22 protein-coding genes and 2 riboswitches are annotated in these 20,294 nt (G+C 59.7%); of the genes, 11 read left to right on the forward strand and 11 right to left on the reverse strand.

The features are described 5' to 3' along the window. Positions 1-89: 89 nt before the first annotated feature. From UM93_RS17780 to UM93_RS16290, 5 genes are all read right to left on the reverse strand, one after another. Positions 90-320 carry a hypothetical protein gene (locus UM93_RS17780; RefSeq protein ID WP_157874186.1) on the reverse strand — a complete coding sequence of 77 codons (231 nt, stop codon included), beginning with the start codon at positions 318-320 and terminating at the stop codon, positions 90-92. A 27-nt stretch (positions 321-347) separates the two neighbouring features. Beyond that, on the reverse strand, positions 348-1,379 hold the full coding sequence (locus UM93_RS16275; protein ID WP_045076520.1) for a LacI family DNA-binding transcriptional regulator: 1,032 nt from the start codon (positions 1,377-1,379) through the stop codon (positions 348-350). 79 nt (positions 1,380-1,458) lie between these two features. Further along, positions 1,459-2,064, reverse strand: a complete 606-nt coding sequence (locus UM93_RS16280) for a methylated-DNA--[protein]-cysteine S-methyltransferase (protein ID WP_045076521.1) — start codon at positions 2,062-2,064, stop codon at positions 1,459-1,461. Further along, positions 2,057-2,548, reverse strand: a complete 492-nt coding sequence (locus tag UM93_RS16285; RefSeq protein ID WP_045076522.1) for an RNA polymerase sigma factor — start codon at positions 2,546-2,548, stop codon at positions 2,057-2,059. The genes UM93_RS16280 and UM93_RS16285 overlap by 8 nt, the downstream gene beginning before the upstream one ends. A gap of 3 nt (positions 2,549-2,551) precedes the next feature. Next, positions 2,552-3,058 carry a methylated-DNA--[protein]-cysteine S-methyltransferase gene (locus tag UM93_RS16290; RefSeq protein WP_045076523.1) on the reverse strand — a complete coding sequence of 169 codons (507 nt, stop codon included), beginning with the start codon at positions 3,056-3,058 and terminating at the stop codon, positions 2,552-2,554. A gap of 202 nt (positions 3,059-3,260) precedes the next feature. Here UM93_RS16290 and UM93_RS16295 point away from each other — a divergent pair, with 202 nt between their 5' ends. Continuing rightward, the gene (locus tag UM93_RS16295) at positions 3,261-4,244 is read left to right on the forward strand and encodes a ribonuclease HI family protein (RefSeq protein WP_045076524.1); all 984 of its coding nucleotides are present in this window, start codon (positions 3,261-3,263) and stop codon (positions 4,242-4,244) included. Position 4,245: 1 nt separating this feature from the next. Here the strand turns inward: UM93_RS16295 and UM93_RS16300 are convergent, their stop codons facing one another. From UM93_RS16300 to UM93_RS16320, 5 genes are all read right to left on the reverse strand, one after another. Continuing rightward, entirely contained in the window at positions 4,246-5,676 is a 1,431-nt protein-coding gene (locus UM93_RS16300; RefSeq protein ID WP_045076525.1) for a sensor histidine kinase, read from the reverse strand. A 2-nt stretch (positions 5,677-5,678) separates the two neighbouring features. After that, a complete protein-coding gene (locus tag UM93_RS16305; RefSeq protein WP_045076526.1) occupies positions 5,679-6,389 on the reverse strand; it encodes a response regulator transcription factor in 711 nt (236 codons plus the stop codon). A 72-nt stretch (positions 6,390-6,461) separates the two neighbouring features. Then, positions 6,462-8,117: a DNA repair helicase XPB gene (locus UM93_RS16310; protein ID WP_045076527.1), complete on the reverse strand. Its 1,656-nt coding sequence runs from the start codon at positions 8,115-8,117 to the stop codon at positions 6,462-6,464. After that, positions 8,114-10,465, reverse strand: coding sequence for a helicase-associated domain-containing protein (locus tag UM93_RS16315; RefSeq protein ID WP_045076528.1), 2,352 nt, complete (start codon positions 10,463-10,465; stop codon positions 8,114-8,116). The genes UM93_RS16310 and UM93_RS16315 overlap by 4 nt, the downstream gene beginning before the upstream one ends. A gap of 29 nt (positions 10,466-10,494) precedes the next feature. Next, the gene (locus UM93_RS16320; protein ID WP_045076529.1) at positions 10,495-10,728 is read right to left on the reverse strand and encodes a hypothetical protein; all 234 of its coding nucleotides are present in this window, start codon (positions 10,726-10,728) and stop codon (positions 10,495-10,497) included. A 71-nt stretch (positions 10,729-10,799) separates the two neighbouring features. On the opposite strand from UM93_RS16320, the gene UM93_RS16325 reads away from it, so the two are divergent. Further along, positions 10,800-11,183 (forward strand): cold-shock protein, encoded by a 384-nt coding sequence (locus UM93_RS16325; RefSeq protein WP_045076530.1) that lies wholly within the window; start codon positions 10,800-10,802, stop codon positions 11,181-11,183. Beyond that, positions 11,176-11,919 carry a DUF3027 domain-containing protein gene (locus tag UM93_RS18090; protein WP_324606736.1) on the forward strand — a complete coding sequence of 248 codons (744 nt, stop codon included), beginning with the start codon at positions 11,176-11,178 and terminating at the stop codon, positions 11,917-11,919. Before UM93_RS16325 ends, UM93_RS18090 begins: the two co-directional genes overlap by 8 nt. A 150-nt stretch (positions 11,920-12,069) precedes the next feature. On the opposite strand, the gene serC is transcribed toward UM93_RS18090, so the two are convergent. Beyond that, positions 12,070-13,197 carry a phosphoserine transaminase gene (gene serC, locus UM93_RS16335; protein ID WP_045076531.1) on the reverse strand — a complete coding sequence of 376 codons (1,128 nt, stop codon included), beginning with the start codon at positions 13,195-13,197 and terminating at the stop codon, positions 12,070-12,072. Positions 13,198-13,411: 214 nt separating this feature from the next. On the opposite strand from serC, the gene UM93_RS16340 reads away from it, so the two are divergent. From UM93_RS16340 to UM93_RS16375, 8 genes are all read left to right on the forward strand, one after another. Then, positions 13,412-14,080, forward strand: a complete 669-nt coding sequence (locus UM93_RS16340) for a metal-dependent transcriptional regulator (protein WP_045077670.1) — start codon at positions 13,412-13,414, stop codon at positions 14,078-14,080. Between the two features lie 88 nt (positions 14,081-14,168). Then, positions 14,169-14,352: riboswitch (cyclic di-AMP (ydaO/yuaA leader) on the forward strand. An 8-nt stretch (positions 14,353-14,360) separates the two neighbouring features. Further along, complete coding sequence (locus UM93_RS16345; protein ID WP_234399334.1) at positions 14,361-15,311, forward strand: M23 family metallopeptidase; 951 nt, start codon at positions 14,361-14,363, stop codon at positions 15,309-15,311. A gap of 247 nt (positions 15,312-15,558) precedes the next feature. Continuing rightward, positions 15,559-15,731, forward strand: a riboswitch (cyclic di-AMP (ydaO/yuaA leader). 2 nt (positions 15,732-15,733) lie between these two features. Beyond that, on the forward strand, positions 15,734-16,504 hold the full coding sequence (locus UM93_RS16350) for a C40 family peptidase (protein ID WP_234399335.1): 771 nt from the start codon (positions 15,734-15,736) through the stop codon (positions 16,502-16,504). A 119-nt stretch (positions 16,505-16,623) separates the two neighbouring features. Next, complete coding sequence (locus UM93_RS16355) at positions 16,624-17,436, forward strand: NlpC/P60 family protein (protein WP_045076532.1); 813 nt, start codon at positions 16,624-16,626, stop codon at positions 17,434-17,436. A gap of 234 nt (positions 17,437-17,670) precedes the next feature. Then, positions 17,671-18,168 carry an HNH endonuclease gene (locus tag UM93_RS16360; RefSeq protein ID WP_045076533.1) on the forward strand — a complete coding sequence of 166 codons (498 nt, stop codon included), beginning with the start codon at positions 17,671-17,673 and terminating at the stop codon, positions 18,166-18,168. Beyond that, positions 18,152-18,778: a molybdenum cofactor guanylyltransferase gene (gene mobA, locus UM93_RS17355; protein WP_052663860.1), complete on the forward strand. Its 627-nt coding sequence runs from the start codon at positions 18,152-18,154 to the stop codon at positions 18,776-18,778. Before UM93_RS16360 ends, mobA begins: the two co-directional genes overlap by 17 nt. Before the next feature lie 3 nt (positions 18,779-18,781). Continuing rightward, complete coding sequence (locus tag UM93_RS16370; RefSeq protein ID WP_045076534.1) at positions 18,782-19,078, forward strand: DUF6457 domain-containing protein; 297 nt, start codon at positions 18,782-18,784, stop codon at positions 19,076-19,078. Next, complete coding sequence (locus UM93_RS16375) at positions 19,071-20,273, forward strand: molybdopterin molybdotransferase MoeA (protein WP_045076535.1); 1,203 nt, start codon at positions 19,071-19,073, stop codon at positions 20,271-20,273. The genes UM93_RS16370 and UM93_RS16375 overlap by 8 nt, the downstream gene beginning before the upstream one ends. The last annotated feature ends 21 nt before the right edge of the window (positions 20,274-20,294 follow it).

Genomic DNA, 20,294 nt, shown 5'->3' on the forward strand with positions numbered 1-20,294 from the left:
TCTGGAGAGTTACTGGGAGGGCCCCGCATCCACGGATGCGGGGCCCTCTTGTCTTTGCCGTAAAGTAACGCGGAGTTGGGAGTGGACAGTTAGAGCGAGGGCTGGTGCTCGGGCAGGCCGCCTCGAGGATGCTGACGAGGGTACGACTGTTGCGTTCGCTGAGCACCCTCTAGATAGCGGGCCAGACGATGCAGGGCGCGGGCGCAGCCTAGTCGCACTCGTCCGGGTTTCGGGGCAGAGTCCTCAATGACGGGTGCATCCGGAAGTGCTGACTGGGCCAGCTCTCGGGCGGCGTCCAGGGCGGTGTAGGGAAGAAACATGGCGAAGCTCTATTCTTTCGCTTTTGGCTAAGGGGCTAGCGGAGCAGGCCCGGTCGATGAGCGGATAATGAACTCAGTGGGCAGGATGATCTGTCGGGGTTGAGATTCTGGATCTAGCATTAGTTCCCCGATTAACCTGCCCTTCTCGTAGGCGGACTGGCGGACGGTGGTGAGTCCGGCCGCCTCGGCGGCTGGAATATCGTCAAAACCGGTGACTGAGAGATCTTTTCCGGGCACAATGCCGCGGACCTTTAAGGCGCGGAGCACGCCGAGAGCATGGACATCGGAAAGGCAGACGATAGCGGTTGGTCTTTGCTGTCGGTCCAGAATGAGCTCGGCAGCTTTTTCCCCGGACTCGATGCTGTTCGGACTACTGTCCACCACCTCAACCCTTGCTCCGGGCATCTCGTCGAGGATGCCGTTGTAGCGGCCCCAATCATCGAGGTTAAGTAGATCCGAGGCATCGGCAAGCCGTGCTGCTGGCTCGCCGTTAGCGATGCAGGCGCTGCTCACAATGACAATATTGCGGTGCCCGAGCTTGTAGAGATGACGGCCAAGGCTACGGCCAGCCGCGCGTTCATCGATGGCCACCCAGCTACTCTCCGGATCGTCAGAGATATCTTCGCCGACAAAGCGGATTCCTCGCGCCCTGATCCGTTTGAGTGCTTCGTGTTCCGGCCGCAAGCAGAAGGCAGTTGCGGCGTCGATCGCTGCGTTATTGAGCGGCAGTGAGCCGCCCTGCTCGCCGATTACCGGCATCAGCAGCACACCGGTGCCCTTCTTTTCGCAGGCAGCAGTGAGGCCGGAGAGCATCAGCACCGCGTAAGGATCGGAGAAGGCATAGGAGAGACGTTCGGTAAGCAGTACTCCAACTGTGTCTGCTCTGCCGCTGCGCAACGCTCGGGCAGCAGCGTCTGGGCCGGAGTAGCCAATCTCTTCGGCTGTTTTCAGAATCTTGGTCCGTAGTTCGGCGGAAAGCTGCTCTGGCTTGTTGTAGGCGTTGGAGACCGTGGAGACGCTGACCCCGACCCTCTCAGCTAGAGTTTTCAGATTTGCCATTGCTGAAGAACTTCCTCTGTATCGTTCTAGAAAAACGTTATACTAGAACGATACAGAGGATTCGGTAAAACGCCAATAGTCAGTTCCCGAGGTTAGTCTCAAGATTCAGCAAAGCTCGTTTGGCGTCCTCGCCGCCAATATAACCGCCAAAGGAACCATCTGCTCGAACTACCCGATGGCACGGTACGATCAGCGGCAACGGATTCCGAGCGCAAGCGGTGCCCACGGCGCGAACGGCTCGAGGACTGCCGGCGGCAACCGCCACTTGGGCGTAGCTCTCGGTCTGGCCATAGCCGATCTGCGGTAGATGGGCTAGCACCTGCCGCTGAAAGCCCCTGACTAACTGAAAATCCAATGGCACATCGAAGGTTCGCCGACGGCCCTCGAAATACTGCTCCAGCTCCCGGGTGGCTAGTTCAAGTCGCCTCGAGGTCTGCAGGATTTTCGGACTGACTTGTTCGGCTAAGGACTGTAGCACCTGTTCGTGGTTTTCCCGTTGGTAGGCCACTCTGAGCAAGCCGCGGGGAGTAGCCGCCAACAGCAGCGAGCCGAGCGGGCTGTCGATGGTTCGATAGGCGATATCGAGTTCGTCTTCCTGATCGGCAGCGGCGGCAAGCCTGGCGCGCAGACGATCAAGAGTGGCGCTCTCGGAGTGAATGAGGGGCTGCAGAATAGGTTCAGTCATGGTCCGTTGCTTTCGGATTGATGATTTCGCGTAGCTTCTTAACGCCATCGGAGGCAGCCCGGCGCGCAGCCTCGGTAGAGCAGCCAAGAATTCGAGCTACTTCTTGATAGGGGAGCTCGGCCAGGAAGTGATAGGCGACCGCGCTACGTTGTTTGGCTGGCAACTGGGCCACGGCGGCGAGCAGTTCTGGTTCTCCGGACCCAGGGATGCCCAGCGCCGAGGGGTGCTCAGCAATTGCTGAGCTGGCGACGGGCTGGCGGGCCTGACGGCGAGTCAGATCAATGGCCTTGCGATGCGCAATGGTGACCAACCAGGCCTCGATGTTTGCCTCGGCGGGCAACCCGGGGTAAGCCCTCAGTGCCGAAAGGAAGGTTTCCGACCAGGCATCTTCAGCCTCGTTGGCCCCTACTATGGCTCGGCAAACCCGGAGTACAGTGGCGCCGTGCCGCTGCACGAGTTGTTCGAAGGGCAGTTTCTCGGGCATCGGCTAGAAGAGTTTCCCAGCTTTGCTACTTTCGGGTTCTTCTAGTTCCAGCAAGTAGAGCTTGCGGTCAATGCCGCCGGCATAACCTGTCATCTTGCCGTCCTTGCCGACCACCCGATGGCAGGGGATCACAATGCTCAGCGGGTTGGCACCCACCGCAGCCCCCACTGCCTGAGCGAGGTGCCGATCACCGAGTTGCTCAGCGAGCTCTCCGTAGCTTGTTGTGCTGCCGTAGGGCAGCTCACGGAGCAATTGCCAGACCTTTTCTTGAAGTTCCGAACCGTGCGTCGCTATCGGCAGCTCAAAGTCGGTGCGTCGCCCGCTGAAGTAGTCTTCCAGCTGACGTATTGCCTGGGTGAAAATTGGTTGCTTCGGTTCTTCCGTGCCCCACTGCTCTTTCCCGGGCATCGACCGATGGCCCTCGAAGTAGATCCCGGTCAAGGCCTCGGGCGAGCCGAGTAGAGTCAGCTGACCCAGCGGCGAGTCCATCGCGGTGTACATGGCGTTCATTCTCTCAACCTTTCTGAAGTTCTTACTAGGTAGACGTTTGACCCGGTCAAAACGTGAGGTCTAAACTGAATTTTTTTTGAGCCAAGGCAATCGAGTGTGCGGCTCTACATCTTAAAACGCCGTCATAAGGTGTAGAACTGCACACTCGGCTGAAGGCGGAGGGTGGTTCGAGGCGCGGGGAGAGGTCTGGCAGGATATCTGTATGACGATTATTGCGGCAGCCGATGGTTCGGCCCTTGGCAACCCCGGGCCAGCTGGCTGGGCCTGGTATATCGACGATGAGCGTTGGCGGGCCGGCGGATGGCCGCACGGCACCAATAACCAGGGTGAGCTAATGGCCGTGCTGGATCTCTTCCGAGCTACCGCTCACCTGCCGACCGAGAAGCTACGCATCCTCTGCGATAGTCAGTACGTGATCAACTGCGTGACCAAGTGGATGCCCGGTTGGAAGCGCAAGGGCTGGCGTAAGGCCGACGGCAACGCCGTGCTCAATGTCGAGCTGCTCCGTCAGATCGACCAACAGCTAATCGGACGCGATTATGAATTTGAGTGGGTCAAAGGCCATGCCGGGCATCACCTCAATGAAGCGGCCGACCTGCGCGCCCGGGCCGCCGCGACAGCCTATCAAAAGAACACCGAGCCCGAGGCTGGTCCAGGATTTCCAGGGCAGATCGAAGCTACCGTGCAAACCGAGGCGGCGGTCCGGTCGGTGCAGACCTCGGATTCAGCTGAGCGCTCGCGGGCCATGAAAGACACCCTGCAAGCAGCGCCACGCCAGGAATATTCGGAACCCGATTTGTTCTCCAGCTTGGTTGAGGAATTAGGCGATGAGACAGCTCAGGAGCTGCCCGAGAGCGATCCGGTGCGCGCTCTCCAAGAGTGCGATCAAAGCCTTTTTAGTGTCGACCCCAGCGAGGCCGCCGTGCTGCTCGCCGAAGATTTTGAGGAGATCACCGCGACCGGGCGCATTATTAGTCGTGACGCTGTGCTGGCCGATCATGGCAGCCCTAATGCAGCGTCCATGCTCGCGCTCACCCCTTTGAGCGCGAGCGTCGACGCCGAGCTCGCCACCCTGTTCTACCGGGTCAAAACGTCAAGCGGCACCGCGATTCAGACCTCGCTGTGGCGTCGCAGCACCGGTCAGTGGCGTCTGCAATTGCGGCAGACCACGCCGGAACTGGACTGAGTCAGTCGGTTTCGCTCTGGTACGGTAGCCGGACGCTCAAGGTGGCGCCGCCACCAGCGGTTTCCTTCACCAGTACTTTGCCCTGATGGTTTGAAATGATCGCTGAAACGATGGCTAGGCCAAGCCCCGAACCACCGGTGTCACGATTTCGTGAACTCTCGGCCCGGTAGAAGCGTTCAAATATTTGCTGTTTTTCGGCCTCAGCAATGCCGGGGCCGTGATCCCTGATCTCCAAAATTGAGTACTTCTGGCCATCGATCTCGCTCACCCCGACGGCGACTTCAAGCGGACTGCCAGGCGGCGAGTAACGTAAGGCATTGGTGATGAGATTGGCCACCACCTGGCGGATTTTGGCTTCATCGCCCACCGTCGGTGCATTGATTGCCGGGGCTTGGTCAAGCCCGACCACAGTGACTTTACGGTCCGGGGCACTCGCCCTGGCATCTACCGCTGCATCATTACCGAGGATGAGTAGATCGATGGGCTTGACCTCGCGGTCGCGTTGTTCATCGAGCCGGGCCAGCATCAGCAGATCCTCTACCAGAGCGCCCATTCGTTTGGCTTCGCTTTCGATTCGGCCCATTGCGGTGCCGACATCGTCCTTACTGGAGAGTGCGCCGTGTCGGTAGAGCTCCGAAAAACCACGGATGGTCACCAGCGGCGTGCGCAATTCGTGAGAAGCATCAGCGATGAAGCGGCGCATTCGGCGCTCGGATTCGGTGCGCGCGTCAAAGGCGACTTCGATATGCGCCAACATGGTGTTGAGCGATTCGGAGAGCTTGCCGATTTCGGTGGCGGGGTTTTGAATCTGAACGCGCTGCGAAAGATCGCCAGCGGCAATGGTGGCGGCGGTCTTCTCCACTCTCACCAGGGGCTTGAAGGAACGCGTAACAGTCAAATAGGCAACGCTGGTGCCAATCACCACAACGATCAAGCCGACCAGCAGAATCACCATGGCCACCCGGTTCAAGGACTCATCATAGTTGTCGTAGGTAATGGCTATTAGTACGTACCCACGACCCAGATTTGAGCCAGAGTCACCGCGGATTTCTAGTGGCGAGATAATCATCATTCGCCATTTCGTGTCATCGTAGCGCCCCTTGCCCTCAAAGGGTTTCGCATTGATCGCGGCCGCTTCCTCCATGGTGTAGATCTTGTAACTCGGAGTCGGTGCTCCGGGTTCCGATTGGTTGACAATCTGACCTTGGGCGCTCACGATCTGGTAGTAAGTATCCCGATCGGTGATCCTGGTGAAGCCGGTGTTGGCGATATTGGTATAGACCTTGAGCTTGGCGTCCATCTGATCCAAGAAGGCCTTCTGCACCACCGAATAAAGAATCAACCCCATAGTGATCAGCGCTAATGCCAAAAGAGCGCTGATCAGGGTGACGAGTTGAGTGCGCAGCGAGGGACGCCGCCAGAATCGTGGCAAGACTACCGTTTTTCGGAGGTGCGCAGCACATAGCCCACGCCGCGCTTAGTCTGAATCAGCGCGGGTAGCTCGGAATCCGCATCGACCTTGCGGCGCAAATAAGAAATATACGATTCCACGATCGAAGCGTCGCCGTTGAAGTCGTACTCCCAGACATGATCCAAGATCTGTGTCTTGGAGAGCACCCGGTTAGGGTTCAGCATCAGGTAGCGCAGCAGCTTGAATTCGGTGGGGGAGAGTTCAATGGTGTTATTGCCGCGGCGAACCTCATGGGCGTCATCATCCAGCTCCAAATCCTCGACCTGAATGATGGCATCATCGTCATCGCGGGGGCGAGTGCGTCGCAGCACTGCGCGGATCCTAGCGACCACTTCATCGAGGCTAAAGGGTTTGGTGACATAGTCGTCGCCGCCTACCGTGAGCCCGGTGACCTTGTCATCGGTATCGTCGCGAGCCGTCAAGAACAGAACCGGGAAATGCTTCCCGGAGGCGCGTAATCTTCGAGTCACGGTGAAGCCGTCCATATCCGGCAGCATCACGTCAAGCACCGCTAGATCAGGATTGTGTTCCTCAGCGGCGGCAAGGGCTTCCTTGCCATTGCCAGCGGCGACCACGCTAAAGCCAGCGAAGCGGAGCGAGGTCGAGAGCAGCTCACGAATATTCGGCTCATCGTCGACCACCAGCAATTGTGCCTCAGGTTCATTCTTATTCACCTCCCTATAATGCCTGAATTCGCTGGGAGTTTCCTGAATGTGGCATGTTGGTTTTCGTTGTGAAGGCTGTATCTATGCCTCGCCGACGTCTTTAGCGTCCATAATGCGATAGGCATAACCCTGCTCGGCCAAGAAGCGTTGCCGTCGGGCGGCGAACTCTTGATCCATGGTGTCCCTGGCGACCAAGGTATAGAACCTGGCCGAGCGTCCATCGGCTTTGGGGCGCAGCAGGCGGCCCAATCGCTGGGCTTCTTCCTGCCGGGAACCGAAAGATCCGGAGACCTGAATAGCTACCGAAGCCTCGGGCAGGTCAATGGAGAAGTTGGCGACCTTGGACACCACTAAGGTGTGAACTTCGCCTTGCCGGAAGGCATCGAAGAGTCGTTGTCTTTCCTTCACCGGGGTGCTCCCCTTGATCACCGGGGCGTCAATGCGCTCGCCGATCTCATCGAGCTGGTCGATGTACTGACCGATCACCAGCAACTGGTCATCTCGATGGAGTTTGACCAATTGCTCAACCACGTCGGTTTTCGTCTCGCTGGTTGAGCAGAGCCGGTACTTATCTGCATCGTCTGCCATCGCGTAGGCGAGTCGTTCGTCCTTGGGCAGATCCACTCGGACTTCGACGCAGTCCGCCGGGGCAATATAGCCCTGTGCCTCGATATCTTTCCACGGTGCGTCGTAGCGTTTAGGCCCGATCAAGGAGAAGACTTCACCTTCCCTGCCGTCCTCTCGCACCAGGGTGGCGGTCAGGCCAAGCCGGCGTCGAGCCTGCAAGTCGGCTGTCATTCTAAAGATCGGGGCCGGCAGCAGGTGCACTTCGTCATAGACAATCAAGCCCCAGTCGTTGGCGTCCAGCAACTCGAGGTGCGGGTACAAGCCGCCACGTTTCGTGGTCAGCACCTGATAGGTGGCAATAGTGACCGGGCGGACCTCTTTGACCTGTCCGGAGTACTCTCCGATTTCGCCTTCGGTGAGCGAGGTCCGTTTGAGTAGCTCATCCCGCCATTGCCGAGCGGAGAGCGTATTGGTCACCAGGATCAGGGTGGTGGTGCTGCTGGTCGCCATCGCCGCTGCACCGACCAAGGTTTTACCTGCGCCGCAAGGTAGCACCACGACGCCTGAGCCACCCGCCCAGAAATTCTCGGTGGCGAGTCGCTGGTACGGTCGTAACGACCAGCCACCCGGCTCGGTGGATTCGTTTAGCGCAATCAGGTGCGGGGTGCCGTCGACGTAACCGGCCAGGTCCTCGGCTGGCCAGCCGATTTTCAGCAATAACTGCTTGAGCGCGCCACGCTGGGAGGAGTGCACCACTACGGTCATTGGATCGATCCGAGGGCCCAGCAGATCGCCGATCTTCTTGGCTCGGATGACTTCCTCCAACACCGGAAAATCATCAGTTCTCAGCACCAGGCCGTGCACCGGGTCCTTCTCTAAGCGCAGTCGGCCATATCGGCTCATGGTCTCTTCAATATCCAGCAGCAAGGAATGAGGTACCGGGAACCGGGAGAACTTCAGCAGGGTGTCTAGGACCTGTTCGGCATCCAATCCCGCGGCCCGAGCGTTCCACAGACCGAGCGGGGTGAGCCGGTAAGTGTGCACATGCTCAGGTGCCCGTTCCAGTTCAGCAAAGGCGGCAATGGCGTGTCTGGCCTCGGTGGCGTCAGGATGATCGACCTCCAGCAGCACCGTCTTATCGCTTTGCACGATCAGCGGACCGTCTGTCATGTTCTCTCCCTACTGGTGGGTTTCGGGATCAGATCCACATCGACAATTCGATGGATTGAGATCACTCGCTCGCTATCGTGACGAGCGTCGAAGACTCGCACCCGGCCATTGTTGACCGACAGTGGAACAAGTTCTAGCCGCTCGGGATTCCCGGTGCCGTCGACAACTGTGAGTTCGACGGAGCGGTGGGTTCGAATAGCCTCGCGCAGTGTTTCGATGCTCAGCTGAGAACCTACCGCGGAATTGTTGGGAACTCCTGAAGGCTTACTACGCAGTACTGCTAGCTGGGCGTCGAAATCGGTTTCGGTTTCAGCGGCTCGCTCTCGGCCGTCGAGTTCGATCATCGGCGTGGGGCTGCGTCGTCGAGTCGTGGGGTTCCCTGCCGCGAGCTCCCCAAGAGCGGGCGAGTGCCCGAGACTCTTTAAGGCGTTGGCTAATTCAAGGGGGCTGGCGCTGCTACTCACGATCCCCGGCGCTAACTGGCTAAACCGCAGATTGGCGAGGCTTGGCTCATGGAGCAGGGTGGCGATCAGTAGATCATCCGAACTTCGTAGCATGCTGGCGGCCGCATCGATCTGCAGTGTGCCGTGCCTTTGTGCGGTGTCATTGATCAGATATTCCAGGGGCTGCGGAATTGCTGTGCTGCTGTGCGCGGAAAGGAAATCAATGACGGCTTGCGGGCTGCGCCCAGCGTCGAAAGCGCGACGCAAACTGGCCGCCGAGAATCGGTAGGTGGTGGCGGGTCCGTGCCCTTCCCGTTCGGCGATCAGCGAGAGCTCAGTGCTCAGCGCAGGATCCAGGTAGCCAGGGGCGATGCCGGTGAGATCGGCCTGCAACAAAATATTTGTCACCGCCGCCGGGAGTTCTGCCTCGAGGGCTTGCATTGCAGCGGCTGGCTGATCGTCAATGAACAATCTGCCGAAATCGGTGAGCGCTCCATCGCCGAGCAAGCCTAGTAGCTCGGCCTCGGCCATCATGCCAGCGGCAAGTTTGCCCGTTCGGCGCCACAGCCGCGGCCGTTGCCAGCGGGCCTGGGCGAAGAGCAGCGCGGCGTCGACCGTGCTCGGTTGCTGATCGGCGGTCTCAGTCAAGGTCTGCAGGGTATGTAGCAGTAAGGAGCGCAGCCGCGGGGCATCGGCTCTGCGCGCTTCGGCAGCCAGGGTGTTGATGGTTCCTTGGCCGCCGGGCATCGGCTGACCGATTAAACCGGGGGCGCGGTCCAGGCGCCACCAGGCGGCGCTCAGTAGCAGCCATTGCTGAGCGCGCTGAGCTGGCCAGCGGTCGGCTGCTACTAGCCAGGTTGAGGTGTCGGCGTCCAGGAAAATGAGTCCAGCCGCAGCCGCTAGCTCTACTAGCAGTGAGACTCGGGAGAGCTCGATATTGAGCGATTGTCCCAGCGGTCGCAGCGCACGGATGCCGATTCCGCCGCTGCGCAGGGTGGCTAGCGGTTGAGCTGAGATGGCTTCCTGGAGAGCGGTAACCTCCCTTAACAACTCGGCGATGGCGCCGAGCGCGGCATTGTCTCGTCGACTCGCGCTTACCGCTCGTTGCGGCGCAGACTCAGCTCGGAGCGAGAAGCCGGTCAGAATATGCCCGCCGCGCTGAGCAATGCCCGCTTCCCTGGGCAGCTCGACATGCTCAGCGTCTAAGGCAACCAGGATGCCTTCGGCTAAGAGAAACTCCAGAGCCGCATTGGCTGAGCTGCCGCCTGGGTTCTTCGGCATAATCCCGAGTGGCCCTTGGTCGAACTTCGCCAGCACGGCAGTGGTGTGTTCGGGGGCCCGGCTCAGCAACTCGGGCCACCAGTGCGGCTGGTCGAAACGTGCGGCTAAGATCTCAGCCGGTGTTTTCCGTGTGGGCGGTTCCAGCTCAGCAGGAGCTAAGCGCCGGGCGGCTCGCTCGAACCAGTCGGTTGCCACTCGGGCGAGCTCCTGGTAGCTGCGGCCGAGGCCAGCTGGATGCGCGCCGATCACCTGGTAGAGGCTACTCACCGGCAGGAAGCCAGCTCCCAGCCGGTAGATTAGTGCCAGATTATTTAGCTCACGCAGAATCTTCTGCACTCCACTTTTGCTGCTGCCCTCAATCAGCCCGCTGAGCTGCTGGCTGTCAATTGAACCTCCCGAAAGCTGGTCAGCCGCCACCAGTAAAGCCTCGAGAGCCTGCAATTGTGGTTTGGTTAGTCCGTCGAGAGCCCGTTGCACGCTGATTCTGGCACAGCCGCGCGCCGCGAGAGCAGCGAAATCCGGCACCGAGGGCTGCACCAAATCTGGCCGGGCGAGGAAGAGCTCTCGCAGCGCAGCGTCACTGCGACCGGCGAGTTCTTCGCTCAGGGCTCGAATAGAGGACATCCCTCTAAAGTTACCCGAAGCGTTCGGAGCTATAGCTGGCGGCGGCGTCGTACCGCGTGCAGGATGGAAATCGCTAGCAGGATAAAGGCCAGCGGCAGGCTGGTCATCGGCAGCCAATTCAGGCCGGACCAAGTCTGCCCACCACTCAATCTGACCAACACCAAGTACGCCAGGGTGCCGATTCCCAGTACGGCGAGTAGCAGGGCTAGGAAATTGACCAGCCGCCACCAGGGTTCGGCTGAGTTGGGGCGGCTCTGCATCATGGCTTAACGCTAACAGCGTACAAAGCAGCTAATCTATAAAGACAAACTATTGAGTATGAAGAGGTAACAACGTGCCCACCGGCAAGGTGAAGTGGTTCGATAACGACAAAGGTTTTGGTTTCTTGGCGTCCGATGACGGTCAAGAGGTGTTTCTGCATGCCAACGCGCTGCCCGCCGGGGTGAGCGAAGTCAAGGTTGGTACCCGGATGGAGTTCGGCGTCGCCGATGGCAAAAAGGGCGCGCAGGCGTTGAGCGTCCGGATCTTGGACGCTCCGCCATCGGTCGCTAAGGCCGCGCGGAAGTCGGCCGGGGATATGGCAGTGATCGTCGAGGATCTCATCAAGCTGCTTGAACATACCGCGAACGGCCTGCAAAAGGGCAAATATCCAGACAAGGCCAGCGGTTCGAAGGTTGCCGCGGTTTTGCGTGCCGTGGCCAATGACCTCGATGCCTGAGCAAGCCAAGGCAGCGGCTAGCAAACCGGCCCGGCGTCATGGTGTGCCAGTTTGGCGGATCGGTAAGCCCGACACCGTGCTGGCGGCTGCCGTCGAGGTGGCGAGGCAACAGATCCTTTCTATTGCTAAGCCCGAGCAGCTGGGGGCTCACCTAGCGGTGCGTAGCGAAGGTGAGCGGGTAGCCACTCATCTTTTCGAGTGCACTAAACCCGGTTACCAGGGTTGGCAGTGGTTCGCTGTGTTGGCGCGTGCTCCGCGGGCGAAGCTGGTCACGGTCAGCGAGGTCGGTCTGCTGCCTACTGATGACTCGGTTTTGGCACCCGAGTGGTTGCCATGGTCAGAGCGGGTGCGCCCGGAGGACGCCGCAGAATTGGCCGAGGAATTAGTGGAGGAATCGGCTCCTCACAACGAAGCTTCCGAAACAGACGCTGGAGCCGACGCCGATGCTGGCTTGGTCGACGCAGACCAGCCGAGCGACCCAGCCTCAGCGGACACAACCTCAACTGTCCCAGCCTCAACTGTCACGGTGCAGGAGGAGTCGCTGGAAACTGAACAGAAGCTAGTTGCTGAGGGTGAAGTAACTGCTCAGTTGCCACCGAAGCGTCGTCGCGCTAGCCGTGCCAGCTCAGCTGTCGAAGCTGAGACCGAGGCAGCCGCGAGCGAGAAGCCTAAGCGGGCGACCCGCGGCACGGCTAAGAAAAAGGTCAAGGAAACCGAGACGCCCACCGAGTCCTAAGACTCTCAGGGGGGTGCCCTCGCCTCGTGTGCTTCTCGCCGAGTGTCGAGAGCCGACTGTCGAGATCTGGGGCTTAAAACCGGATATTAAGCCCCAGATCTCGCCACTCGTTGGGAGTGGGGGGATGCGACAGCGTTAGCGAGGAGCGACTTAGCTGTTCTCAATCACGAAATCGATGCACCGGGTGAGCGCCGTGACGTCGGACGGTTCGATCGAGACGAAGGTAGCGATACGCAGCTGGTTACGCCCCAGTTTCCGATAAGGCTCGACATCGACAATGCCGTTCGCACGCAATGTCGCAGCGATGGCAGCCGCATCCACCGAGTCGTCGAAATCAATGGTCGCGATCACATTCGAACGGTCAGCCGGATTGCTCACAAAGGGGGTTGCCAGAGCCGAGGCTTCCGCCCAAGCATAGATGCGGGACGCGGAGTCCGCGGTTCGAGCGCTCGCGAACTCCAAGCCGCCCTGCTCATTGAGCCAGCGAACCTGCTCGTTAAGCGTTACCAGGGTGCTCAACGAAGGGGTGTTATAGGTCTGGTTGAGCCGTGAATTATCAATGGCCGTTTGTAGATTCAAAAAGTCCGGAATCCAACGTTCGCTTTGCTCGATTCGAGCCGCTCGCTCCAGCGCGGCGGGGGAGAACAAGCCAAGCCAGAGCCCGCCGTCGGAGGCGAAATTCTTCTGCGGGGCAAAGTAATAAACGTCGGTTTCGGCAATATCCACAGCTAAACCGCCAGCCGCTGAGGTGGCGTCAATGAGGGTGAGTGCGCCCTCATCGCCGGCTACTCGGGCTACTTTGGCGGCTACCCCGGTGGAGGTTTCGTTGTGTGGCCAGGCGTAGACATCAACCCCTGGTTCAGCGACCGGCTGCGGGCAGCTTCCCGGTTCGGAGTTGATGATCGAGGAAGCGTCCAAAAACGGTGCCTTGTTGGTAGCGGCGGCGAATTTCGAGCCGAACTCGCCAAAGCTGAGGTGTTGAGCCTTACGCTCTACCAGGCCGAAGCTTGCCACGTCCCAGAAAGCGGTCGAACCGCCAACGCCCAAGACCACTTCGTAGCCGTCCGGGGCCTGGAAGAAATCAGCGAGCCCGGAACGGATGCTGCCGACCAGATTCTTCACCGGCGACTGTCGGTGCGAGGTGCCTAAAATGGTACGGTCTGCGGCAACCAGGGCAGCCAGCTGAGCAGGCCGAGTCTTTGACGGACCGGCACCGAAACGACCATCTTCGGGCAATAGATCGGCGGGAATGCGCGGGAATGCTGAGGATTCTGTCACGACTGGTCTCCAAAAACTGCAGGCCTGATGGGCCCCGAATAAACGGAGCCAGCTCGGCGTTGGATAGATGGCTGTCTTTATTCTGCCATCTACTGGTCGGCGAGGATTTTCAGGGACTAGTCAGGCAGGCTAAGTTAGAGACAGGTTTTTGAGTGTATGACGTGACGCGAGGGGCGATATTCAGGTGACTGCTGATCTGGTTGATACTACTGAGATGTATCTCAAGGCCATTCTGGAGCTTGAAGAAGAACTGATTGTGCCGTTGCGGGCGCGAATTGCCGAGCGGTTACATCACTCTGGCCCGACGGTCTCGCAGACAATTGCCAGGATGGAGCGCGACGGCCTGGTAGTGGTTTCCGGGGATCGGCACCTTGAGCTAACCCAGTTGGGCCGGGAGCGGGCAACCAGCGTGATGCGTAAGCACCGACTGGCGGAGCGGCTGCTTTCCGATGTGATCAAGCTCGACTGGGCCTATGTGCATGAGGAAGCTTGTCGCTGGGAGCACGTGATGAGTGAGCAGGTTGAGGAGCGCCTCTTCGAGCTGCTAGGTAAGCCAGAGGATTCGCCGTACGGTAACCCGATTCCTGGCCTGGAATCCTTTGGTGGACACAAGGCTCGGGAATTCACCGAGGGCGTAGTCAACATGGTTTCAGCGATGGAGCAATACCAGCCGGAGTCCAAGGTGGTCATCGGCAGGCTATCAGAGCGTATTCAGGTGGATCCTGAACTGCTCGGCCAATTCGAGGAGGCTGGCTTAAAGCCGGGGGTAGAGATCTCCCTTGAGCAGGTGGGCGAGTACATTTCGGTGCGGGTACCGGGTGTTGAAGGGGCCTTGGAGCTGCCGCCGGAAGTCGCGGTTCATGTCTTTGTCGCCATCGATTAGCTATATAACGAACTGTTATAAAGCGTCGAGATGACGTATAGTTGCATCTTGTCGTCGTGATCTTGGCGGCGTCCCAGCCAGCACTGAGCCTTGCCTCTGGCTGCGGACCTTTAGCAATACAGGCAAGGACGGGGGAACCAAAACCGGCTGTCCATCTGGACAGTCTTGGGGTGAAGTTCTTGGTCAAGATGGCTCTGCCATCGCGCCCAGGGACCGGATTGCTCTCTAATCCGAATCCGACAGCTAACCTCGCAAGTGTTGAGAGAGGAAGAAAGTCTCCTTGAGCGAATCAGGACTCCCACGTCACGGTCGGCGTAGCGCTGTGCAACCACTCAATGATGCTGTTCGTCAGCGCAGTGCGCTGCCCGACGCCTCGACGGATATTTCGATGGCTACTCCCGTGCCCCTGCCTTTGCGGCCCCGCGACGCTGCGCGGCGCGCTCGGCAACGAGTCGAGGTTGCACGTCCGGAGCTTTTCGCCGCCCTGCCGGCAGCGCCTGCCGAGCGGGGTCGTCGTCGTGCCGCCGCAGTGGCTACCCAACGGAGTTCGCTGACTTCGCTGACTTCACTGACCTCCCCAAAAGTTCTGCAACGCACCGGCATTGGGCTGGCAGCGGCCTCCTTAGCGCTCGCCGTGCTGATTCCTAGCGCTGGCGCCAGTATCGCTCCGGCATCTTCGACCACGCCGATGGCGCAGAGCGGTTCCGGGCCAGTCAGCGCCGACCCCGGCGTCGAACTGAGCTTCAGTCGGCCGAATTCGACTAGCAGCATGGACCCCGACGGCAAGCTGCACCAGGCCTTGAGCGTCTCAGCTGCGAAAGTGGCTCCCGCAGCCGCTAAGGGTAGTCTTTCCGCGCCCTTGACGAAGCTAGTACCAAGTTCTCCGTTCGGATATCGAGTGAACCCGCTGACCGGCGCGATGGGCGAGTTGCATACCGGTCAAGACTTTGCGATTGCTTGCGGCACAGATGTTTATGCTGCTGCTGGCGGCACTGTGACCTTCGCCGGCTGGCATTCAGGCGGAGGCGGCAACCGGGTGGTTGTCGATCATGGCAATGGCCTGTCCACTAGCTATAACCACAACAGCTCATTGTTGGTCAAGGTGGGGCAGAAAGTGGAGCGCGGTGACAAGGTCGCGCTCAGTGGGACGACCGGTGCCTCAACCGGTTGCCACCTGCATTTCGAAGTGATGATTAACGACAAAACTGTTGACCCAATGGGCTGGCTGTAACAAAACTTCTAGTTTCACAGGTTCTGATTTATCTCCGTTTTTTGCGCGGGATGGCTACTAAAACCCCCGGTCAGCGCAAGACTCGACAGTGGAGTAATTACTAAAAGGTCACAGAGTTGCCGTCCAGATCACTTTTCCGTGATCAGAATGTGACATTCTCGCGAACCTGCTGTAGCGTTGTTCCTGCGCCAAGCTTGATAGGAGTCTGGCGCTCTCGGGGTAGCTAGCCTAACTCTGCCATTACTCTGAGGTCCGTTCGCAACATTCGTCTGGCAGAGACGGGGGAACCACATACGGGCTTCTTAGAAGTCCTTGGGGTGAAGCCGCTGAAGTTCGAGAACTTAGGTTCAGAATCTAAAGCGGCCGGGTGACTCCCATCCGAATCCGACAGCTTACCTCGCAGGCTTTGGGAGAGGTCAAACGTGTCTTCAAAGGCATCTATCGGTCGCCACCGCGCGGCCAAGGTCAGCAACAACCGTCTCGGAAATATCTCTAAAGCGGTATCTTCAAACGCTGGCAGCTTTGGTCGGCAAGCAGCGGTAGTTGCGGTAGCAACTGGTCTAGTGACCAGCATCGGCCTACCGGCACTCGCGGCCAACGCCGACTCCACCGCCGCGCAAGACGCGACTCGGACCACGAGCGATGTCGCACAGACCGTCTCGGCGGCCAAGAATCTCAATCTAAAGTTCGAACAGGCAGCTGCCACCTCCACCGTCGAGGTCAATGAAGTCGCAGCCCAGGCAGAAAAGGTCGAGCCAGTTGCTCCCGCTGCCAGCAAGCCTGCTACGGCAAGCCAGACCACTCAAACCCCTCAGGCTGAAGCAAAGGCCGAGACTGCCAAGGCGCCAGCCGTCTCCGGCAACCTCTCGGGAGTTGCCGCTAGCGCCTATGCTGGTATCGGTCATGCTTACGTTTACGGCGGCACCAGCCCGGTGACCGGCTGGGACTGCTCCGGATTCGTCCAGTGGGCCTACGCCCAGGCTGGTATCTCAATCCCGCGCACTAATCAGTGGGGTGTGATGGTGCAGACCTCGACGCCTAAGCCCGGCGATCTGGTCGTCCAGAACGGCGGCTCCCACGTGGCCATCTACGTTGGAAACGGCATGGAGATTGGTGCTTTGAATCCTTCCGACGGAACTCAGCTGACCGCTGTCAACGCTGTCGGTTCCGCGGTGTTCTACACCATGCCGTAGCGGCCCAAAACTTTTTGACTTAGCTGTGAACGCGGGTGTGGGGCTCGCAGACAAAAACTCCACGTAGTGAACGCAACAACATCGCATCCGTAACCAATGAGGAATTGAAAGAGAGACCGATGAGCAATCGTGAAGGGATCGCCCGGCACCGCGCCGAGGCCACGAAGACCAGTTCGATCGCTGTGATCGCTAAAGCTGTTAGTGACAATGCCGGTGGGGTCGGCCGTCAAGCAGCTGTCATCGCCGCCGCTTCGGGTCTGGTCTTGACCACCGGGATTGCTGCCAATGCGGCTCAGCCCAGCGAGGTTCAGCGTGACACCAACACCTCAACGTTGAAGGTTCAGGCTGCTAGCCAGGGCGTCACTGCTTCCTCGAAGGTGCAGATCAGCTTTGAGAGCCCGAAGGCTTCCTCCTCTGCTCCGGCTGCAGTCGTGCCGGTTGTCAAGGTTGAGAGTAACACCACGGCTCCGGTCGCTGAACCGGTTGCCCAGACCGCGGCAAGCCAGCCCGCAGCTCAGGCTGCTCCGGTAGCTACTCCGGCCGCCACTCAGGAAAGCAAGACCACGCAAGCTGCGGCTGCTAAGCCGGCAAGCCAGAAGAGTGGCATTGGCGCCACCATCGCTGCCGCCGCTTATGCTCAGCTGGGCGTCGCTCAGGACTGCACCGCGCTGGCAAGTAACTCGCTCGCTGCTGCTGGTATTTTCTACCACGGCTGGCCGGCTGGCTACCTCTCCTTGGGTCGCACCATCAGCGAATCCGAAGCTCAGCCCGGCGATTTGATCTACTACGCAAATGGCGGTGGCGGCCAGGCTCACATTGCTGTTTACGTTGGCAATGGTCAGGCTGTGCACGGCGGCTGGAATGGCTACACCACTGCAGTCTTCTCCGCTCACGTGGGTAGCGGACCGGTCTTCATCGCTATCGGTCACTAAGCTCCGCTTAACAGACACTTCAAAGCACCCGCACCGATCATCGGTGCGGGTGCTTTGTCTCTCCAGAAGGTTTCTGCCGGGTGAATTCTTCTCGACACACCCCGCCACGGCGGTATTGAATTCGTTGATTCTGGGCTGTTCCGCCTAGGCTTATCTTGAGTTCAAGATCTGGGGCTGCGGCAGGGCAGCCGGCTCCGCCGAATGACTCCAGGTCAGCGAAGAGGGACAACGCCGATGCGTACTCTTGTTCTGAATGCTGGTTACGAACCCCTAGCGGTTGTCACGTTCCGCCGGGCGCTGATCCTTGTGCTGGCTGGGAAAGCTTCTGTTTTAGCTGAAGGCGATGAACCAGTCGTCGGGGCGCAGGAGATTCTCGGACGGCCATCGGTGATCCTGCTGAATCGATACATCCGGCTACCTTATGACCGGGCCACACCGGTCAGCCGGCGCGGGGTGTTACGTCGCGATAATCACCGCTGTGGTTATTGCGGAAAAGCCGCCAGCACCATTGATCACATCCAGCCCAAGTCCCGAGGTGGCGCGCACAGCTGGGAGAATCTGGTGGCTTGTTGTCTACGGTGCAATAACCTTAAGAGCGATCACACCCCTGCCGAAATGAACTGGCAGCTACGCCTCACCCCACGTCCGCCTCGTGGTGGTCAATGGCAGATCCGTGAACTGGAGAAGCCCACACCGGAATGGGATCCCTTCCTCAGTGAATTCGCTGCCTGAGCCCTTTGCCGCCATCCTGTTGGCCGGTGGCAGGGGCAGCAGGATGGGTGGAGTGCTCAAACCCGCTTTGATCAGAAATGGTTCATCACTGCTGGCGGCGCTGTTAGGCGAACTTGAGTTGCTTCATCCCGCGCCTGAGCGCATCGTCGTGGTCGGCGACCGAGAACAACTAGTCCGGGCGATCCCTGAATCGCACAGTTCTTCACGACTGAGCTGGGCACGCGAAGAACCAAGCTTCGCCGGGCCGGTGGCAGCCGTTTCCGCAGGTTTGCAGGGCGTACAGCAGGAAAGAGTTTTACTCCTTGCCAGTGACTTGGTTGAGGTTTCGGCGGGACTGCGGCTGCTGTTCGACGCTCGGACAGCCCGAGACGGCGCAATCCTGATTGATTCAGCGGGTTACGACCAACCATTATTTGGTCTTTACGGTCGGGCTGCTCTGAGCGCAGCCTGCCACCACGAGTCTCAGGGAACAGGCCCGGACTCGAAAGCGCCATCGCTTCGTGCGGTGCTTGCTAGGCTTGAGCTAGCCAGAGTATTGGCGCCGGACCAGCTGAGCCAGGACATCGACGACTGGCCAAGCGCACAGCGCTGGGGAATTATCAAGGAGTGAGCCGTGGAACAAAGCAGTCCGCAGCAGCAGGCTGAAGACCAGCAAGAAATTCTCGATAACTGGTGTAAGGAGCTGCTGGCAAAGTTTGAAATTAGCGGCACCCCGCTCGATAGCGCTGCGATTCTCGGCCTGGCGGGTCGAGCCGCTCATGGCATCGTCCGACCGGCTGCCCCGTTGACAACTTTTATTGCTGGATTCGCCGCAGGCTTAGCCGCCGGCAGTGGCCAGGCCTCGGATGAGCTTGCGCTCCGCTCCGCCATCGAAACGGCCAGGGAAGCGGTTGCCGCCCGCAATGGCTGAGATCCATCTGAAACACGAATGGGCGGTGGCTCGTCAGATCGCCTATGACTGTGCGGACCGCGTCGCCGAGGAAAGCTTGCCGCTTGCCGCTGCCCTGAACCGGGTCCTCAGCGAAGCGGTGTTCAGCGCGCAAGACATCCCACATTTCGACTCTTCTGCGATGGACGGCTGGGCCGTCAACGGCAGTCCGCCTTGGATTTTCGTATCGGCCGGTGAGCGGCTCTTTCCCGGTCAAGCCAGTGCTATTCTGACCGGCGGGAACTTGCCGTTGGGGGCAAAAGCAGTGCTGCGTAGCGAGAGCGGTCTGGTGACGACCGACCAGGAAGGGTTACCGGTGCTGAACCTGAGCCCTGAAGCTAAGCCCGGTGAACCACGCAGTGGTCAGCACATTCGTCGTAGCGGTCAGGAAGCGTCCGCGGGCGAACTCCTGCTGCCGGTGGGCACCGAATTAAGCCCACCGGCTTTAGCGCTCGCCGCTTTGGCTGGAGCAGATGTGCTGCGAGTCAGCGGCCGACCGCGAGTCGAGTTGTTCTTCACCGGAGACGAAGTCATTGGGCACGGCATCCCAGAAGTCGGCCAGGTGCGTGATGTTTTTAGCCCACAATTGGCTGCTGTGCTGGAATCTCTCGGGGGTACCGTGCTCGGTCAGCGACGACTTAGTGATGATCTGCTCGAGACCACCGAGGCCCTGGAGAAGTCCGAGGCCACCGTGCTGATCACCACCGGTGGTACCGGTAGTTCAAGCGCTGACCATCTGCACACCGCGATCAGCCAGCTGGGCGGAGAATTGCTGATTGACGGGGTGGCAATGCGTCCGGGAGGGCCCAGCATCCTGGCGACGCTACCGGCCAACGGCGCTGGCTCCGGTCCACGATACTTAGTGGGTTTGCCGGGAAACCCGTTGGCCGCCTTCATGGCCTTGTTGACGCTGGCCGAACCTTTACTCGCCGGGCTGAACGGCGAACAACGTCCGGAAACCTTTGAACTTGCCGCCGGTGTGGCGATTGAGCCACTCGCTGGAAGGACCCGGTTAATGCCCTATCGTGAGCTCTACGGCCTGGCCTCCCCGGTGAACAAGGCTGAGGCGGCAATGCTGCGAGGGCTAGCCGAAGCCGACGGCGTCCTGATCATGCCGCCGCATGGCGTCCGGATGGGAGAGCCGGTACAGGCGCTACGGCTGCCCTGGAAACTCTAAGCCAGCCCCTGCTCAGAAGTC

Origin of the sequence: Psychromicrobium lacuslunae (assembly GCF_000950575.1) — a bacterium.
GTDB lineage: Bacteria > Actinomycetota > Actinomycetes > Actinomycetales > Micrococcaceae > Renibacterium > Renibacterium lacuslunae.

What these genes read in the sequence shown, in the direction of transcription:
- UM93_RS17780 (WP_157874186.1), bottom strand. Translation starts at nt 320, where the DNA reads ATGTTTCTTCCCTACACCGCCCTGGACGCCGCCCGAGAGCTGGCCCAG.
- UM93_RS16275 (WP_045076520.1), bottom strand. Translation starts at nt 1,379, where the DNA reads ATGGCAAATCTGAAAACTCTAGCTGAGAGGGTCGGGGTCAGCGTCTCC.
- UM93_RS16280 (WP_045076521.1), bottom strand. Translation starts at nt 2,064, where the DNA reads ATGACTGAACCTATTCTGCAGCCCCTCATTCACTCCGAGAGCGCCACT.
- UM93_RS16285 (WP_045076522.1), bottom strand. Translation starts at nt 2,548, where the DNA reads ATGCCCGAGAAACTGCCCTTCGAACAACTCGTGCAGCGGCACGGCGCC.
- UM93_RS16290 (WP_045076523.1), bottom strand. Translation starts at nt 3,058, where the DNA reads ATGAACGCCATGTACACCGCGATGGACTCGCCGCTGGGTCAGCTGACT.
- UM93_RS16295 (WP_045076524.1), top strand. Translation starts at nt 3,261, where the DNA reads ATGACGATTATTGCGGCAGCCGATGGTTCGGCCCTTGGCAACCCCGGG.
- UM93_RS16310 (WP_045076527.1), bottom strand. Translation starts at nt 8,117, where the DNA reads ATGACAGACGGTCCGCTGATCGTGCAAAGCGATAAGACGGTGCTGCTG.
- UM93_RS16315 (WP_045076528.1), bottom strand. Translation starts at nt 10,465, where the DNA reads ATGTCCTCTATTCGAGCCCTGAGCGAAGAACTCGCCGGTCGCAGTGAC.
- UM93_RS16320 (WP_045076529.1), bottom strand. Translation starts at nt 10,728, where the DNA reads ATGATGCAGAGCCGCCCCAACTCAGCCGAACCCTGGTGGCGGCTGGTC.
- UM93_RS18090 (WP_324606736.1), top strand. Translation starts at nt 11,176, where the DNA reads ATGCCTGAGCAAGCCAAGGCAGCGGCTAGCAAACCGGCCCGGCGTCAT.
- UM93_RS16340 (WP_045077670.1), top strand. Translation starts at nt 13,412, where the DNA reads ATGTATCTCAAGGCCATTCTGGAGCTTGAAGAAGAACTGATTGTGCCG.
- UM93_RS16355 (WP_045076532.1), top strand. Translation starts at nt 16,624, where the DNA reads ATGAGCAATCGTGAAGGGATCGCCCGGCACCGCGCCGAGGCCACGAAG.
- UM93_RS16360 (WP_045076533.1), top strand. Translation starts at nt 17,671, where the DNA reads ATGCGTACTCTTGTTCTGAATGCTGGTTACGAACCCCTAGCGGTTGTC.
- UM93_RS16375 (WP_045076535.1), top strand. Translation starts at nt 19,071, where the DNA reads ATGGCTGAGATCCATCTGAAACACGAATGGGCGGTGGCTCGTCAGATC.